Origin of the sequence: Acinetobacter sp. YH01011, assembly GCF_013420785.1 — a bacterium.
GTDB classification, from domain to species: domain Bacteria; phylum Pseudomonadota; class Gammaproteobacteria; order Pseudomonadales; family Moraxellaceae; genus Acinetobacter; species Acinetobacter towneri.
Map to the genome: position 1 here is coordinate 131,297 of NZ_VOYG01000001.1, position 15,893 is coordinate 147,189.

General features: G+C 41.1%; 17 protein-coding genes and 1 tRNA gene. 15 read left to right on the forward strand and 3 right to left on the reverse strand.

All coding sequences use genetic code 11. From position 1 onward, the window contains the following. The 8 genes from lepB to FTT78_RS00705 are packed head-to-tail and all read left to right on the forward strand — an operon-like array spanning position 1 to position 5,297. Positions 1-828 (forward strand): signal peptidase I, encoded by an 828-nt coding sequence (gene lepB / locus FTT78_RS00670; protein WP_004971724.1) that lies wholly within the window; start codon positions 1-3, stop codon positions 826-828. A 24-nt stretch (positions 829-852) separates the two neighbouring features. Then, positions 853-1,224, forward strand: a complete 372-nt coding sequence (locus tag FTT78_RS00675; protein ID WP_004971723.1) for a DUF4845 domain-containing protein — start codon at positions 853-855, stop codon at positions 1,222-1,224. Next, the gene (rnc, locus tag FTT78_RS00680) at positions 1,196-1,897 is read left to right on the forward strand and encodes a ribonuclease III (RefSeq protein ID WP_004971722.1); all 702 of its coding nucleotides are present in this window, start codon (positions 1,196-1,198) and stop codon (positions 1,895-1,897) included. The genes FTT78_RS00675 and rnc overlap by 29 nt, the downstream gene beginning before the upstream one ends. Then, positions 1,894-2,922 carry a GTPase Era gene (gene era / locus FTT78_RS00685; protein WP_004971721.1) on the forward strand — a complete coding sequence of 343 codons (1,029 nt, stop codon included), beginning with the start codon at positions 1,894-1,896 and terminating at the stop codon, positions 2,920-2,922. The genes rnc and era overlap by 4 nt, the downstream gene beginning before the upstream one ends. 22 nt (positions 2,923-2,944) lie before the next feature. After that, positions 2,945-3,145: an NF038104 family lipoprotein gene (locus FTT78_RS00690; protein ID WP_019837686.1), complete on the forward strand. Its 201-nt coding sequence runs from the start codon at positions 2,945-2,947 to the stop codon at positions 3,143-3,145. 8 nt (positions 3,146-3,153) lie between these two features. Further along, a complete protein-coding gene (recO, locus tag FTT78_RS00695) occupies positions 3,154-3,867 on the forward strand; it encodes a DNA repair protein RecO (protein ID WP_178865723.1) in 714 nt (237 codons plus the stop codon). 11 nt (positions 3,868-3,878) lie between these two features. Continuing rightward, positions 3,879-4,604 carry a pyridoxine 5'-phosphate synthase gene (pdxJ, locus tag FTT78_RS00700; protein WP_167846448.1) on the forward strand — a complete coding sequence of 242 codons (726 nt, stop codon included), beginning with the start codon at positions 3,879-3,881 and terminating at the stop codon, positions 4,602-4,604. Between the two features lie 39 nt (positions 4,605-4,643). Further along, positions 4,644-5,297, forward strand: coding sequence for a tRNA-(ms[2]io[6]A)-hydroxylase (locus FTT78_RS00705; protein WP_004971715.1), 654 nt, complete (start codon positions 4,644-4,646; stop codon positions 5,295-5,297). A gap of 281 nt (positions 5,298-5,578) precedes the next feature. Here FTT78_RS00705 and FTT78_RS00710 read toward each other — a convergent pair. After that, positions 5,579-5,654 (reverse strand) — tRNA-Asn (locus FTT78_RS00710). A gap of 250 nt (positions 5,655-5,904) precedes the next feature. Between FTT78_RS00710 and FTT78_RS00715 the strand changes: the two genes are divergently transcribed. Both FTT78_RS00715 and FTT78_RS00720 read left to right on the forward strand, forming a co-directional pair. Further along, positions 5,905-6,363 (forward strand): hypothetical protein, encoded by a 459-nt coding sequence (locus FTT78_RS00715; RefSeq protein ID WP_179990066.1) that lies wholly within the window; start codon positions 5,905-5,907, stop codon positions 6,361-6,363. A 124-nt stretch (positions 6,364-6,487) separates the two neighbouring features. After that, positions 6,488-7,315 (forward strand): DMT family transporter, encoded by an 828-nt coding sequence (locus tag FTT78_RS00720; protein WP_180043318.1) that lies wholly within the window; start codon positions 6,488-6,490, stop codon positions 7,313-7,315. A 195-nt stretch (positions 7,316-7,510) separates the two neighbouring features. On the opposite strand, the gene FTT78_RS00725 is transcribed toward FTT78_RS00720, so the two are convergent. After that, the gene (locus FTT78_RS00725) at positions 7,511-8,746 is read right to left on the reverse strand and encodes a pyridoxal phosphate-dependent aminotransferase (protein ID WP_004971708.1); all 1,236 of its coding nucleotides are present in this window, start codon (positions 8,744-8,746) and stop codon (positions 7,511-7,513) included. Positions 8,747-8,964: 218 nt separating this feature from the next. On the opposite strand from FTT78_RS00725, the gene FTT78_RS00730 reads away from it, so the two are divergent. Next, positions 8,965-9,144, forward strand: coding sequence for a hypothetical protein (locus FTT78_RS00730; protein ID WP_004971707.1), 180 nt, complete (start codon positions 8,965-8,967; stop codon positions 9,142-9,144). Positions 9,145-9,201: 57 nt separating this feature from the next. Here the strand turns inward: FTT78_RS00730 and FTT78_RS00735 are convergent, their stop codons facing one another. Beyond that, entirely contained in the window at positions 9,202-9,990 is a 789-nt protein-coding gene (locus tag FTT78_RS00735) for a hypothetical protein (RefSeq protein WP_004971705.1), read from the reverse strand. Between the two features lie 252 nt (positions 9,991-10,242). On the opposite strand from FTT78_RS00735, the gene uvrB reads away from it, so the two are divergent. From uvrB to FTT78_RS00755, 4 genes are all read left to right on the forward strand, one after another. Continuing rightward, a complete protein-coding gene (uvrB, locus tag FTT78_RS00740) occupies positions 10,243-12,270 on the forward strand; it encodes an excinuclease ABC subunit UvrB (RefSeq protein WP_104851763.1) in 2,028 nt (675 codons plus the stop codon). Between the two features lie 170 nt (positions 12,271-12,440). After that, on the forward strand, positions 12,441-13,040 hold the full coding sequence (locus FTT78_RS00745) for a lipocalin family protein (protein ID WP_004971700.1): 600 nt from the start codon (positions 12,441-12,443) through the stop codon (positions 13,038-13,040). A gap of 177 nt (positions 13,041-13,217) precedes the next feature. Continuing rightward, complete coding sequence (gene rarD / locus FTT78_RS00750; RefSeq protein ID WP_154320882.1) at positions 13,218-14,141, forward strand: EamA family transporter RarD; 924 nt, start codon at positions 13,218-13,220, stop codon at positions 14,139-14,141. A 265-nt stretch (positions 14,142-14,406) separates the two neighbouring features. After that, positions 14,407-15,864 carry a glyceraldehyde-3-phosphate dehydrogenase gene (locus FTT78_RS00755; RefSeq protein ID WP_004971695.1) on the forward strand — a complete coding sequence of 486 codons (1,458 nt, stop codon included), beginning with the start codon at positions 14,407-14,409 and terminating at the stop codon, positions 15,862-15,864. Positions 15,865-15,893: the final 29 nt, after the last annotated feature.

Sequence of the window (15,893 nt, forward strand, 5' to 3'; positions counted from 1 at the left end):
ATGGATTTTGATTTTAATTTGATTCTCGTTCCTGCCACATTATTTTTTATTGCGGTGTGGCTGCTCGATAAATTTGTATTTAAGCAAAGAGCAACGAAAGGGCGAGGCAATGAAAACTTCATTATCACATGGGCTTATGATTTTTGGCCTGTTTTGGCAGTGGTGATGGTACTGCGTTCATTCCTGTATGAACCATTTAATATTCCGTCAGATTCTATGGTGCCAACCTTAGAAACGGGCGATTTTATTTTGGTGAACAAGTTTGAATATGGCGTGCGTTTGCCAATTATTAACAGCAAAATTATAGATGTGGGTTCGCCTGAGCGTGGCGAAGTTGCGGTGTTCCGTTATCCACCACAACCAAGCATTAGTTATATTAAGCGTATTGTCGGTTTACCAGGCGATCATATTGTTTATGATCATGGTCAGCTGAGCATTAATGGCGAGAAAGTAACGAAAACCCCAATCCAGTTTAGCCGTGAAAAAGACAGTCTAGATACACCTACTTCAATTTACCATCAGGAAACTTTAGGGGCGCATACATTTACCATGCGCGAGCTTGAAGGTGTAAACGTGGCGCGTCAGGCACCATTCCTGAACTATGTAGACAATGGTAAATATTCAGCAGAAAATGGTTTATATTGGGAAGTCAAAGTACCTGAAGGTCATTACTTCGCGATGGGGGATAACCGCGATCAAAGTGCTGACAGTCGTTTTTGGGGTTTTGTACCAGAGGAAAACCTAACAGGTCGTGCATTCTATGTGTGGATGCATAAAGAGCCTGGGTTTAATTTGCCGTCATTTAGTCGTAACGGCAAAATTGATTAATACAGCAGATTAGGAAAATAAAAAATGCGTCATCAACAAGGGGCATCCTATATTGCAATTTTAATTGCAATTATTGGTTTTGCATTTATGGCAAAAGTGGCAATTGCGGTTTGGGGACCATATTTCGATGATCGAATGTTGGACAATCAAATTGAAGAGCAATTGTTGAATGGGCCAAAAAACCTATCACCACAAAAGTTTATTGGTGAAATGGACAAGCGTTTAAGCATGAACAACATTCGCGATATTAAATTTGCAGATGTAGCTCAAGTGACCAACGTAGATGGTTTAGAAGTGAAAAAAGAATATGAAATAAGAAAACCTTTCTTATTGAATATTGATATTGTAATGAAGTTCGAGAAAAGTTTTGATCAAAGCTCAGTCCAAGCTAAATGAGACCCGTCTAGCCAGCCGAATCGGTTATCAGTTTAAGCAACCTGAATTGCTTAAACTGGCTTTGACTCACCGCTCGGTGAGTCATAAACACAATTACGAACGTCTGGAATTTCTAGGCGATTCGTTATTGGGAATGATTGTTGCCAATTATTTATATGTGGCTTATCCACATGAAAATGAAGGGCGTTTAACGCGCATGCGGGCAACACTGGTACGTCAGGAAGCCTTAGGCAAAATCGCCAATGATTTAAAGCTCAGCCAAAATTTAATTCTCAGTACAGGTGAATTGAAATCTGGCGGTCATCATCGTGAGTCTATACTGGCAGATACCGTAGAAGCGATTATTGGCGCTATTTATGTCGATAGCGGTGATTTGAATTTGCTGCAAACGATTGTGCTAAAATGGTACAGCCCTTATTTAGATCATATTGAGCCAACCGATCAACTCAAAGACCCTAAATCACGCTTACAAGAGTATTTACAAGCACGTAAAAAACCTCTCCCGGTTTACGAGGTTGTAGATATTCAGGGCGATGCACCGAATCAGCATTTCATTGTGGAATGCCGAGTCGATAGCTTACCTGTAATGAAGGGTGAAGGTTCAAGCCGTCGCTTTGCCGAGCAGGCAGTTGCGGCAGATATTTTAAAATTCTTGGAGCAAAAGTCTGAATGACCATCCATTCCGATCACGTAGATGCTGATCACGAGTCGAATAACGACGCCAATGACCTAATTAACCAATTCTTTAGCGGTCAGGGAACTGAAATTCCATCTGATTTCCGCAGTGGTTTTGTTGCGATTGTTGGTCGCCCGAATGTGGGTAAATCGACCCTCATGAACCACTTATTGGGTCAAAAACTATCCATTACTTCACGTAAACCGCAAACCACACGTCACAAAATTGTGGGAATTGATTCACGTGAAAAATCTCAGGCTGTGTTTGTAGACACACCAGGGATGCATAAAAAAGAAGTCCGTGCCATCAACAAAATGATGAACCGTGCTGCATCATCTGCTTTGCGTGATGTGAACTTGGTTTTGTTTGTGGTGGATGCACAAAAATGGACGCAAAATGATGAGTTAGTCCTAGAAAAGCTGAAAAATGCAGAAATGCCAGTGATTCTGGTGATTAACAAACTCGACACTTTTGAGAATAAAAATCAGGCTTTGCCGATTATTCAAGAACGTGCCAAGTTAATGAACTTTGCCGAAATTGTACCTGTATCGGCATTGCGCGGCGCGAACCTAGATCATTTGCGTGACACGATTGAACGCTATTTGCCATTCCAGCCACCGTTGTATTCGCTAGATCAAATCACAGACCGTTCAGAACGTTTCTTGGCATCTGAAATTATCCGTGAAAAGATCATGCGCCAATTGGGCGAAGAACTGCCTTACGATTTAACCGTGCAAATCGAATCATTTAAAACTGAAGATGCGGTTTTAAATGAAAAAACGGGTCGTATGAAAGCACCATGTACCTATATTGATGCCACTATTTTTGTAGATCGCTCTGGTCAAAAAGCCATTGTGATTGGTGAAAAAGGCGCGAAGCTGAAAAAAATTGGTATGGATGCACGGGTCGACATGGAAAAAATGTTCGAGCAAAAAATCATGCTGACGCTTTGGGTGAAAGTCAAAGGTGGTTGGTCTGATGATGAACGTGCATTAAAAAGCTTAGGATATAGCGATATCTAAGTTTGACGAAAAGGGAACTGTGATGATGAAAGTGTTGGCCATTGTGGCATGTATGTTTGTCTTGCAAGGTTGTATTCACAAAGTTGTGACAGTTCCCGTAAAAGTTGCCTACAAAACTACAAAGGGTGTGGTGAAAGGCACTGCTGCTGTAGTTGGTGCTGTCATTCCAGATGGTGATGACGAAGAAAAATCCAAACAAGAATCCTCTAAAGAACAGGATTAATTGACGCTATCATGCGTAATGAAATCTTGCATGGTTATTTAATCCATCATCGAAAATACCGCGAACGTAGCCATATTGTGCACTTGTTTACCCGCGAACATGGGCGGGTTGATGGTATTTTAAGACAAATGCCACCGCCACAATATCAACCGATTCGCATACAAGCTTCGGGAAAATCAGACCTTAAAAATTTCACCAAGCTGGAAATTGTCAATCAACCGGTTTTCTTCTTTGGTGATGCATTTTTTTCAGGCTTTTATTTAAATGAAATCGTGCTGCGCTTATGTTCTGCCGAAGTGGAAATGCCAGAAACTTTTGTGCAATATCACCAGACTTTGGCGCATTTACAACACTTATCTAGTCAGGAAAATCCCAATCTATTCTTAAGACAAATTTTACGTCAGTTTGAACATGCATTATTGGAAGAATTAGGCTATGCGATTGATTTTTCAGTCGATGCGAACCAAGAGCCAATTCAGCCCAATCTACATTATCATTTTCAACTGAATGATGGTTTTATCCCTACCGCACAAGCATCACGGGCTAACTTAGTCGGTACACAGATCCTCAGTATGTGCGACTATGAAAAAGGTAGGGATTTTAACCCAGAGCAGTTACAATTACTGTCTCGGCTGTATCGACAAATGATTAGTTCACTGTTGGGTGATCGACCTTTAAAAAGTCGCCAATTGTGGATTCAGAATTCTCAAACCCAAGCGTAATGTAGGAACCTATTATGGCTTTACTCGGTGTCAATATTGACCATGTGGCAACTTTAAGACAAGCGCGTGGCACGAACTATCCAGACCCTGTGAAGGCCGCATTAGTTTGTGAACAGGCGGGTGCAGAGGGGATTACTTTGCATTTGCGTGAAGACCGTCGTCATATTCAGGATGATGATGTGCGTCGTATGCGTCCGTTGCTAAAAACTCGTATGAATTTGGAAATGGCAGTTACTAAAGAAATGATCGAGTTTGCCAAAGAAATTCGTCCACAGCATGTATGTTTGGTACCTGAGCGCCGTGAAGAAGTAACCACTGAAGGTGGTTTGGATGTAGTAGGCAATTTTGCAGCAGTTAAGGCCGCTACTCAGGAATTAACAGCAATTGGCTGTGATGTGTCACTGTTTATTGATGCAGATCTTGCACAAATTGATGCGGCCGTTGCATGTGGTGCACCGACCATTGAAATTCATACAGGCGCGTATGCCAATGCAGAAAATGAAGCTGCACAGCAAGCCGAATTGACCCGTATTGTTCAGGGCGTAGAATATGCAGCTAGCCGTGGCTTAGTGATTAATGCAGGGCATGGCTTGAACTTGGACAATGTAGGTGCAATTGCCGCTATTCAACACATCCATGAGTTAAATATTGGTCATGCTTTAATTGGTGATGCTGTATTTGTCGGCTTGGAACAGGCTGTTAAACGCATGAAAGCTGCGATTGATGCAGCGCGTTAATCTGCATATTTAAAATTGAAAGATAAAATTTGAAACGTTATGTCCAGCATAAATTATGATGAATTGATGCAGCCTGTGATAGCATTTTTAGGCTGCGAAACACCCAAAGAATGGTTGAACGAAGCATTAAATAATTTAGATATTTTGATGCAAGATCATGCTAACTGTGAGAAAAAAGCAGCAGGCACAGCCATGAATCTGATGTTTCGTTACAGCTTTTTTACCGATTTGCAGGTCAAACTGGCACAGTTGGTACGCGAAGAAATGCTGCATTATGAGCAGGTGCTAGAGTTCATGGCAAAGCGTGGGCAAATGTGGCAGGGTTTAAGTGCAGGGCGTTATGCAGGCGGTTTACGTAAAGAAATCCGTACCTATGAACCTGAAGCACTAATTGATGTTTTGGTGATAGGTGCCTTTGTAGAAGCACGTTCATGCGAGCGGTTTTATGCGCTTGCGCCATTGGTAGATGAAGAATTAGGTAAGTATTACCGTTATTTACTGAAATCAGAATCACGGCATTATGAAGATTATTTGGCACTGGCTTTGGATGTAGCAAAAACAGCAAAACTGAAAAACCCTGAAGAAGATATTCAGGGGCGAATTCAGCATATACGTGAAGTGGAAAAGAATCTTATTTTAAGTCCAGATGATCTGTTCCGTTTTCATAGTGGTGTGCCTGTGCAAGCCGCTTAAAACTTGTAGATGATCTAAGATAGAAAACGGAACTTCGGTTCCGTTTTTTTATCAATCAAGTTATTGCTTAGGTATTTTGATTGTGGATTGTTGCCTAAGTCACTTAGAAATGATCAAGGCTAAGATTAGGAATTACATTAAGCTGAATTGCCCAAAACAGTTACATTCATCTTTTTGAACGATTAAGGCATGAATCGCTGCTTGGTTATTTACAGACCACATCATCTATAAATTTTAGGCAATAAAAAACCCAAGTCGTTATGCTTGGGCTTTTTAGAATTTGGCTCTCCCACCTGGGCTCGAACCAGGGACCTGCGGATTAACAGTCCGTCGCTCTACCGACTGAGCTATGGGAGAATCTGAATGCGATTATAAGCAGATTTAAGCAAGGGTCAAGCATAAATTGTCATGTTTCTTTCATTTTGACTTTATATGCTTTTTATTTGAACAAAAAACAAAATTTTATTAAAAAATCACCCACAAGACTTGCGTTACACAAAATCGGTTGTTAGTCTGAGTGACAGAACAAAGCGTTTAAGTAGCATCTTAAACAGTGTGGATTTAACCCAACTTGCCAGCACTAAAATGGCTAAATCGGAGTAAGCGAATGAATACGCTCAGCATTTCTGACATTTTTTCTCAATTTTCTTATTATCAAGAACATTATCTTTCTATCTTGTCTACGCCTGAACAATACTACACTGCTGTAGAAGGCGCGTTTATTCATGTCTGGCCTTTGGCACCTCAAGATTTGTATTTGGGCGATTTATTGCAGTTGTGGTTTAGTGAAAAATGGCTCATTCAATCGACCTGCCAATTGCTTTCAGACCATCCAGACAACGGCACAAAAAAACCATTGCAGCGTGATCATGATTTGTATTTGTACCAACTGGCGGGCAGCGCGCTTTCGGGGAGTAACCGTTCACGCGTGTGGTCTGTGTCTGAACAAAAACAATTGCGTGTAGAATTAGACTTTACTTTTCGCTATTTATGTGAATATAAAGGAACATCTCAACCTACAGTGTCTAAATCAGAACTGATTACTGCGTTGAAAAACAGTGTTTAATCTATGATGATTGATCATTGCCAGCCAAATAGATTTGCATTGAATCGAGTTAAATGACTCGCACCAAAATAGTGTTATAAACTGCGATAAAAATTTGCGAACAGCTTGAAAAGGATATTCAGCCGTGTGGATTAAAATATGCATTGCCATGCTCGCATTTGCTGCAAATTCTTTGCTGTGTCGTTTGGCATTGGCTGAACAGCAAATTGACCCTATGAGTTTTAGTTTGCTCAGGGTTGGCAGTGGGGCAGTGTGCTTAGGCATATTCTATGCTGTTTTGCAGGTTCAACAACCAATTCAATTCCAATGGAAATCTGCATTAAGCCTTGCTGTATATCTACTCGGTTTTTCGTTGGCATATTTGCATATAGATGCAGGCATTGGTGCATTGATTCTATTTGGCGCAGTGCAAATCACCATGATCAGTTATGCAATTTTGCATGGTGAGCGCATGACTTTGCCGCGCTGGGTCGGGTTAGGCTGTGCTGTATTGGGGATGGGCTTGTTGCTATTGCCTGAAGCCAGTACGCCAACGTTCAAATATGCGCTGATGATGTTACTGGCAGGTATTGCATGGGGTTTTTATAGCATTACTGCAAAGACGATGCAGCATGCTTTAACTAATACTCTGTCTAATTTCATTCTGGCGACTCCGCTTGTTGCTGTATTTTTTCTTTGGTATTTACCCGAAAGTTTTATCACTTGGCAGGGGGGGGTTTTGGCGGTCTTGTCGGGTGCATTGGCTTCGGCTGGAGCGTATGTGTTGTGGTACAGCATTGTGAAAAAAATTGATCACATTACCGCAAGTACTGTGCAACTTTCTGTGCCGTGTTTGGCGATTTTAGGCGGTGTAATTTTTCTAGGCGAACAACTCACCCTGTTGAAGGTCGTGGCAACCTTGATTGTGTTATGTGGTATTTTGATGGTGATTTTAACTAAACCACGTGTATAAAACCGTTTAGATTGCAGCGGGTTTGGTCTTTTATTGAATTTCTTATATCTATCAAGAAATGATCTTGAGGCTTTTTAAAAGCGTTATTTGTGATCTCTCTCCTCAGAAATGAGGAAAAATGATGAGTGAAAAAACGTAATTAAAACAAAAACCCACGATTCAATCGTGGGTTTTGTTCATCTAAACAGGTTTAGATTATTTTGCAGCTTTTTCAGCTTCGATTGAAGCAATCGCTTCATCTACACCTTCAATTGATTCAGCAGCTTTTTTGATACGTGCAAGCGCATCTACAAGTACTTCGTCTGCAGTTGCATAAGAAATACGCATGAAACCACCTAAACCGAACGCATCACCAGGAACAACGGCAACACCAGTTTCTTCCAATAACCAAGCAGAGAATTCTGTGCAAGATTTTAAGCCTTTCGCACGAATTAATGGTTTGATGTTTGCATACGCATAGAACGCGCCATCTGCAGGTAAGCAAGAAATACCTTTGATGTCATTCAAGCCATTTACAACTAAGTCATGACGGCGTTTGAATGCTTCAACCATTGGCTCAAGTACGTCTTGTGGGCCGTTCAATGCAGCTTCTGCAGCAACTTGCGAAATAGAAGTTGGGTTAGAAGTCGATTGAGATTGAATTTTCTTCATCGCACCAATTAGTTTAGCAGGGCCCGCTGCATAGCCAATACGCCAGCCAGTCATTGCATAAGCTTTAGACACACCGTTTAACACGATTGTGCGGTCATAAAGGTCTGGTGCAACTGTCGCGATGTTATAGAACTCATCATCCCAACGGATTGGTTCGTACATATCGTCAGATGCAATGAATACTTCAGGGTATTTGCGTAGTACAGCAGCCAAAGCTTCTAATTCAGCTTTAGTGTAGATCATACCTGTAGGGTTAGATGGGCTGTTTAACACCACTAAACGTGTTTTGTCAGTGATCGCAGCTTCTAATTGTTCAGGCGTGATTTTGAAACGTTGTTCTTCACCACATTCCACAATGACTGGCACGCCTTCAGCAATAATCACCATATCTGGATAGCTTACCCAGAACGGTGCAGGGATAATCACTTCATCACCCTTGTTTAACAAAGCCAACGCCAAGTTAAAGAATGATTGCTTACCACCACAAGACACCAAAATTTGGTTCGCTTGGTAGTCAAGATTATTGTCACGTTTTAATTTTGCGATAATGGCTTTTTTAAGACCAGGCGTACCGTCAACAGCAGTATATTTTGTAAAACCGTTATTAATTGCTGCAATAGCTGCATCTTTGATGTGTTGTGGTGTATCGAAATCCGGTTCACCTGCACCCAAACCAATAACGTTATGACCCGCAGCTTTAAGTTCAGCGGCTTTATTGGTTACTGCAAGTGTTGGGGACGGTTTGATGGCATTGACACGATCAGAGAGACGTACGTCCACGGCATATTCCTTCTTATAGGGATAAAAAAATAAAAAGCATATTATCTTAGCCTAAATTCGATGTCTGCGTCGTTTAAAATTGCATCAAATTAATAAAAAATCACCAAATTAGACCAATTTCCTATGAAATCGTGATTAAAACTGCTGTGAGGTGGAAGTTTCTCGCATCGGGCGGCAAAAAACTTTAAAATAGTCCAAATTTTATAAGAGTGATGGTCATGAGTAAGCAGCAGCCTACTTCAAAAAAACCATTGGTGAATCTCCCATTCCCAATGCCAAACACAGCGCAGGATAATGATCAGGCGGTACATAATTCGGTGCGTCCTAAACCTGAGCAATATGCGGATAAGACTTGGCCACCGCCACGTGGTACTCGTCGTTCGATGGGTAAGCGCTAAAAAAAATGCCACAATTACGTGGCATTTTTTATTGATGGGGATTTAAAAGTATTGAAATTAACGAACATGCTTACGCGCTTTGTTGGCAGGTTTTGGCGGCGAGATTTCACGTACGCCATGCCATACATCGCTAAAATCTTGCTCGTTGATATTATACAATTCCAATAAAGCCAAAATCGCTGCACCAAATAGCATTGGGCCTTCTGAATTATTTTGGAACTCGAATACCTTACCATTTAAGTTGTGCAAAATATCCTGAATTTCAAAGACCCGATCACGCCCATTGCTGTCAGTTGGGTACATTTGTGTATTCAATATGATTTTAGCCAAGGCTTTTTCATTATCGCTCAATGCCAAGACTTCAATTAATTCATCGGTGGCAGGGGTAAAAATCACAGAATCACGGTAAATGGTGTGTAGTAATTTTTGCGTTAGTTTAGGCAATGCTTTTTCGACAAAAGGACGAAACGACGCAGGAAAAATCACATTATGGGCAATGCCTTTAAACATAGGGGCAATTTCTTCAACCGTATAACCTGCAATACCACAACCAATTGAAGTTAAAAAATACTTCATTTTAGGATGGTTTTTGGCATAGATTTTAAAGTCATCCACATAGTGCTGAATTTGCGATAGTGGCATTTGTTGTAAATGTTCATTCATGGTTGGAATGGCAAAACTTTGTCCTGCCCAACCGCGCCCGACGCCTTCAACGGCACCAAAAAATTCTTTGGCTGTTCGTGCTGCACCACCTGCATGTTGTCCTGCCATGTTACTGCCAAATACGAAAACAGTATCTTCAGGGAGGCTTTTGATAATTGATTCGTCGTGATATTGGTAAGTCATGAATGTGTGCTTTTATGGTTGTCGTCCTGAAATTTCATGTTGCCTTTGAATAGCCAGTGGGTCAAGTCTTAAAGCAGTTTCCCCGTGCTCAATTTAGTCGTAGCACATCTTCGTTCTAACAGCGTCCACTACAGAATTAAAACCGAGCAATGGCTTTGTAGCTACGCAACATCGCCACAACATATTCGGATGTCCTGAGTGTAGGCAAATCTGCTAAAATATTAGGTCGCATCAAACCTGAGAGCTGCATTTGTGAGTGATAAGCAACCTTTCGATTTAGTCACCAACTATCAACCTGCGGGTGACCAACCACAAGCCATTGAAAAATTGGTTCAAGGGATAGAACAGGGCTATCATGATCAGCTATTACTTGGGGTTACAGGCTCAGGTAAGACTTATACCATGGCCAATGTGATTGCCAGAACACAGCGTCCGACCATTGTCATGGCACATAACAAAACGCTGGCAGCGCAGTTGTATGGTGAGTTTAAAGCGTTCTTTCCGAACAACGCAGTCGAATATTTTGTCAGTTATTATGACTATTATCAGCCTGAAGCCTATGTACCATCTTCCGATACTTTTATTGAAAAAGATGCGGCTATTAATGATCATATTGACCAAATGCGACTCTCGGCCACACGTGCTTTGCTAGAGCGTCGTGATGCCATTATTGTCGCATCGGTATCTGCAATTTACGGTTTGGGTGACCCCAATGCTTATATGAGCATGTTGCTGCATGTGGTGCAAGGTGATCGGGTGAATCGTGATGATTTGATCCGTCGTTTGGTGGAAATGCAATATAGCCGTAATGAGCTAGAGTTTTTGCGCGGTACTTACCGTATTCGTGGTGAAATTTTAGATATTTTCCCTGCTGAATCTGATCAGCATGCTATTCGCATAGAATTATTTGATGATGAAGTCGATTCGATTCGTTGGTTTGATCCATTAACAGGCAAATTGGTGCGTAAAGTGCCGCGCGTGACTATTTATCCTAAAAGTCACTATGTTACGCCTAAGGATAATTTGGAACGTGCGATTGGTACCATTAAAGAAGAACTAAAAGAGCGTTTGGTGTTTTTTCGCGAACATGACAAATTGCTAGAAGCGCAGCGCATAGAACAACGTACCCGCTATGATTTAGAAATGATGCAGCAATTGGGCTATACCAACGGCATCGAAAACTATTCACGACATTTGTCTGGACGACCTGCAGGCGAAGCACCGCCCACTTTGTTTGATTATGTACCTGATGATGCCTTGCTGATTATTGATGAATCGCACGTGACCGTTCCGCAAATTGGCGCGATGTATAAAGGTGACCGATCACGTAAAGAAAACTTGGTGAATTATGGTTTCCGTTTACCTAGTGCGTTAGACAACCGTCCAATGAAATTTGAAGAATGGGAGCGCATCGTCCCATCCACAATTTATGTGAGCGCTACACCTGCACAATATGAGTTGGAAAAATCGCAACAAATTGTAGAGCAAGTGGTGCGTCCAACAGGATTGATTGACCCAGAAATTGAAATTCGTCCTGTGTTAACGCAGGTGGATGATGTGCTGTCTGAAATCAATTTGCGTAAAGAATTGAATGAGCGGGTGTTGGTCACCACTTTAACCAAACGCATGGCTGAAGATTTGACCTCGTATTTAAAAGAATACGGCATTCAAGTGGCTTATTTACACTCTGATATTGATACCGTAGAACGCGTCAAAATTATTCACGAATTACGTACAGGCGTGCATGATGTCTTGGTTGGCATTAACCTGTTACGAGAAGGTTTAGACATGCCTGAAGTGTCTTTAGTGGCAATTTTAGATGCCGACAAAGAAGGCTTTTTACGTTCAGAACGTTCGTTGATTCAAACCATTGGACGTGCAGCACGTAACTTGAAAGGTAAAGCAATTTTATATGCAGATCGCATTACCGATTCAATGCAAAAGGCGATAGATGAAACAGAGCGTCGTCGTGCCAAACAAATTGAATTTAATGAATTGCACGGCATTACTCCACGTAGTGCAGTGCGTCAGGTGATTAAAGAAATCGACACAGGTGAAGTGCTGAACGATGAGCAAATTGATGAAAAAATCAATGCACAAAGCCGTGCTTTAAGTGACGATGAACAGCACATTTTGGCTGATCCTAAACTGTATGCCAAACATATTGCCAAACTTGAAAAAGAGATGTTGAAAGCATCTAAAGAACTGCAATTTGAACAAGCGGCTCGTTTACGTGATGAAATTTTGCGTTTAAAAGCGCAAATGTTGCAATCTGGCTAAATTGGGGCGAATTGCACTGTCAGTGTAAGTGCGAGTTTGCATACTAAACTTGCTATGTAAAATTTGAGTTGCAAAAATTACATATCCATACAGTAAATTGAAATGCTTGCGGTTATTTTTGAAGAAGATAAACAAAATTGACTGAACATTAGAGTTTAGAGGTTGGGACAATGGCTAAAAAACTTCCGTTTGCAGGTGCGCGACTTGCCAAAATTGCCCTTGGTGGTGTGGTGCTGATTGGTTTGGGTGCTGCGACTATGGCATATTCCAAAACCAATGAACCGATGAAAACGGTAGAAAAAGTCGAATTAGATAAATATTTAGGCGTTTGGTATGAGGTTGCAAGAAAGCCTTTATATTTCCAAAACAAATGCGGTTCAAATGTAACAGCAGCATATACATTGAATGAAAATGGCAATGTGCAGGTGGATAACCGTTGTATTGCAAAAGATGGCAAACAAATGCGTGCTTTGGGCGAAGCTTTTGTACAAAATGCGCCTTTTAACAGCAAACTCAAAGTTAGCTTTTTACCTGAAGTCATTCGTTGGTTGCCTGTAGGGCGTGGTGATTATTGGGTGTTAAAGCTAGATGATGACTATCAAACTGCCTTGGTGGGTGAACCACGCCGTAAATATTTATGGGTACTTTCACGTACGCCGCATCCTGATCAGGCTGTCGTGACTGAATATCTGAACTATGCCAAATCACTCGGTTATGACTTAAGTGATGTGATTTATACCAGACATACGCAAACTAAAAAGTCAGACTAAGTTGCAGCAGCTCCAGAGCTACTTATAGATATAAGCAGACAAACGTATGCAGACCAATTGACCACGCAAAAGCTGCGTGGTTTTTTATATCCTGTCATTTTAAATTTTGAACATTCGATCAATCTCTAAAACAACGTATATATGAGTATAATGCCGACTGATATAGGGGAGAGTCGGATGTATAAAGGCATTGCACTATCGGTTTTAGCATCGGTCACTTTTGGGGTGCTGTATTTTTATACCCAATTACTCAAACCTTTAGACAGCGAAGAAACTTTTGCGTGGCGTATGTTGGCAACTTTGCCATTCCTAACTTTGTTTATGTGGTGGTCGGGAGATTTAAAACATATTTCCGCGATTTTTCAGCGGCTCAAACAACAACCACAATTCATACTTTGGCTGATTTTTAGTTCTTTTTTATGCACTACGCAATTGTGGTTATTTTTGTGGGGGCCGATTAACGGGCGTGGTTTGCAGGTTTCTTTGGGTTATTTCTTATTGCCTTTGATCATGGTTTTGCTTGGCTGTGTGCTATATAAAGAAAAGTTATCGACTTGGCAGATGGCAGCAGTTGCCTTAGCCGTGCTAGGTGTCAGTCATGAAATCTGGCGCATTGGCACGGTGGCGTGGGAAACCTTATATGTGGCATTTGCCTATCCTTTATATTTCTTTTTACGTCGGGTCTTTCAAACCGATCACTTGGGCGGGTTTTGGTGGGATTTACTGCTAGTTATTCCTGTCGCGGTATATTTAGGCTTTTATTATAGTGACAGTGTAAATGTCATCGCAGCTTTTCCATATTTAATTTGGTCGGTACTTGGATTGGGCTTTTTAAGTGCATTGGGACTTGGCAGTTATATTTTGGCCAGCCGCCATTTGCCTTTTGTGATTTTTGGTTTACTGAGTTATTTAGAACCTGTGCTGTTGGCTTTTGTGTCTATGTTGTTAGGTGAACGAGTTGAAGCAGGGGAATGGCTGACTTATATCCCAATTTGGTTGGCAGTTGCATTATTGGTGGTTGAAGGGTGTTTGCATTTAAGAAAACAAAAAATGAATCAGCAAGATTTACAGCAGAAGATTCAACAGTCATCTGGACAATAAAAGCCGTCGCTGTGGTGAGATATTCAAATTTCCAAGAGGATAATCGAGTTTGGCATCATCCTCTTTTTCTTCTAAAAAATTGAACTTTTGTTGAAAAAACTAAAATCACAAAAATAATTACAACTATTTTATGAATTTATAGTGAATATATAGGAAAATAGTCGGGTCAGTACCAGCTTTTGATTCAATCTTGACGACAATTCCATTACAATTATCGGGTTTTGAAATTCATGCCTAGATATACAATTAATTAGAGGACGTATCTGTGAGCAAAGAGACTATCATCGCCCTACACGCAGAGCACCAAGGTCGCTGGAAAAACCGTGAAGAAATCGCGGAACGTATGATTGCTTTACTCGGTCAGTTGTACCGTGAAAAAAATATCATGGTTTCAGTTTTTGGTCGTTCTTTAGTTAACCGTTCTGTGATTCAAATTTTGAAAGCACACCGTCGTACTCGTATGATGGACGTAGAACTTTCAGTTGTTCACACTTTCCCATTGCTTGAAGCTTTGGCAAAAGTAGACAACATCGGTTCAGCAGAAATCGACTTAGGTAAACTTGCTGTTGAATATAAAGAAAAAGGCGGCGATGTAAATGCATTTGTTGCAGACGCTGTGAAATCTTTAGCGGGCAATCCAACAACTGTAGAAAGCAAAGATGTTGTACTTTACGGTTTTGGTCGTATTGGTCGTATCCTTGCGCGTTTAATCATTGGTCAATCTGGTCTTGGCCGTGGCTTAAACCTTAAAGCAATTGTGGTACGTAAATCATCTGATGGTGATTTAGAAAAACGTGCGTCTTTATTGCGTCGCGACTCTATTCATGGTCCATTTGCAGGCACTATTTCTGTAGATGAAGAAAATGAAGCAATTATCGCAAATGGTAACTTCATTAAAGTGATCTATGCGTCTAACCCATCTGAAGTAGACTATACGGCTTATGGCATCAACAATGCATTGGTGATTGACAACACAGGTAAATGGCGTGATGCAGAAGGTCTTGCACAACACCTTCAATGCCCAGGCGCTGCACGCGTAATTTTAACTGCACCTGGTAAAGGTGACATGAAAAACGTGGTTTACGGTGTTAACCAAGCTGACATTCTTGATGAAGATACCATCATTTCTGCGGCAAGCTGTACAACAAACGCGATTACACCAACTTTAAAAGTGTTGCATGACAAGTACACCGTTGTGAATGGTCACGTTGAAACTGTTCACTCATTCACTAACGACCAAAACTTGATTGATAACTATCACAAGGCAGATCGTCGTGGTCGTGCAGCAACATTAAACATGGTTATTACCGAAACAGGTGCAGCAAAAGCAGTGGCGAAAGCATTGCCTGCATTACAAGGTAAATTAACAGGTAACTCTGTACGTGTTCCAACGCCAAACGTATCACTTGCAATCTTGAACTTAACGCTTGAGAAAGAAGTAGATCGCGAAGAAGTGAACGAATACATTCGTCAAATTTCAATTCACTCTAATCTTCAAGGTCAAATTGGTTATACCAACTCGACTGAAGTGGTTTCAAGTGACTTCATTGGTTCGCGTACTGCAGGTGTATTTGATGCGCAAGCAACCATTACTTCAGGCAACCGTTTAACTGCTTACGTTTGGTATGACAACGAAGTGGGTTATAGCTGCCAAGTATTGCGTATTGCTGAACAAATGGGCGGCGTAAGCTATCCTAAAGTTCCTGCTGAAACAAATGCATAATTTGTAGATACAGAATTTAAAATCAAAAA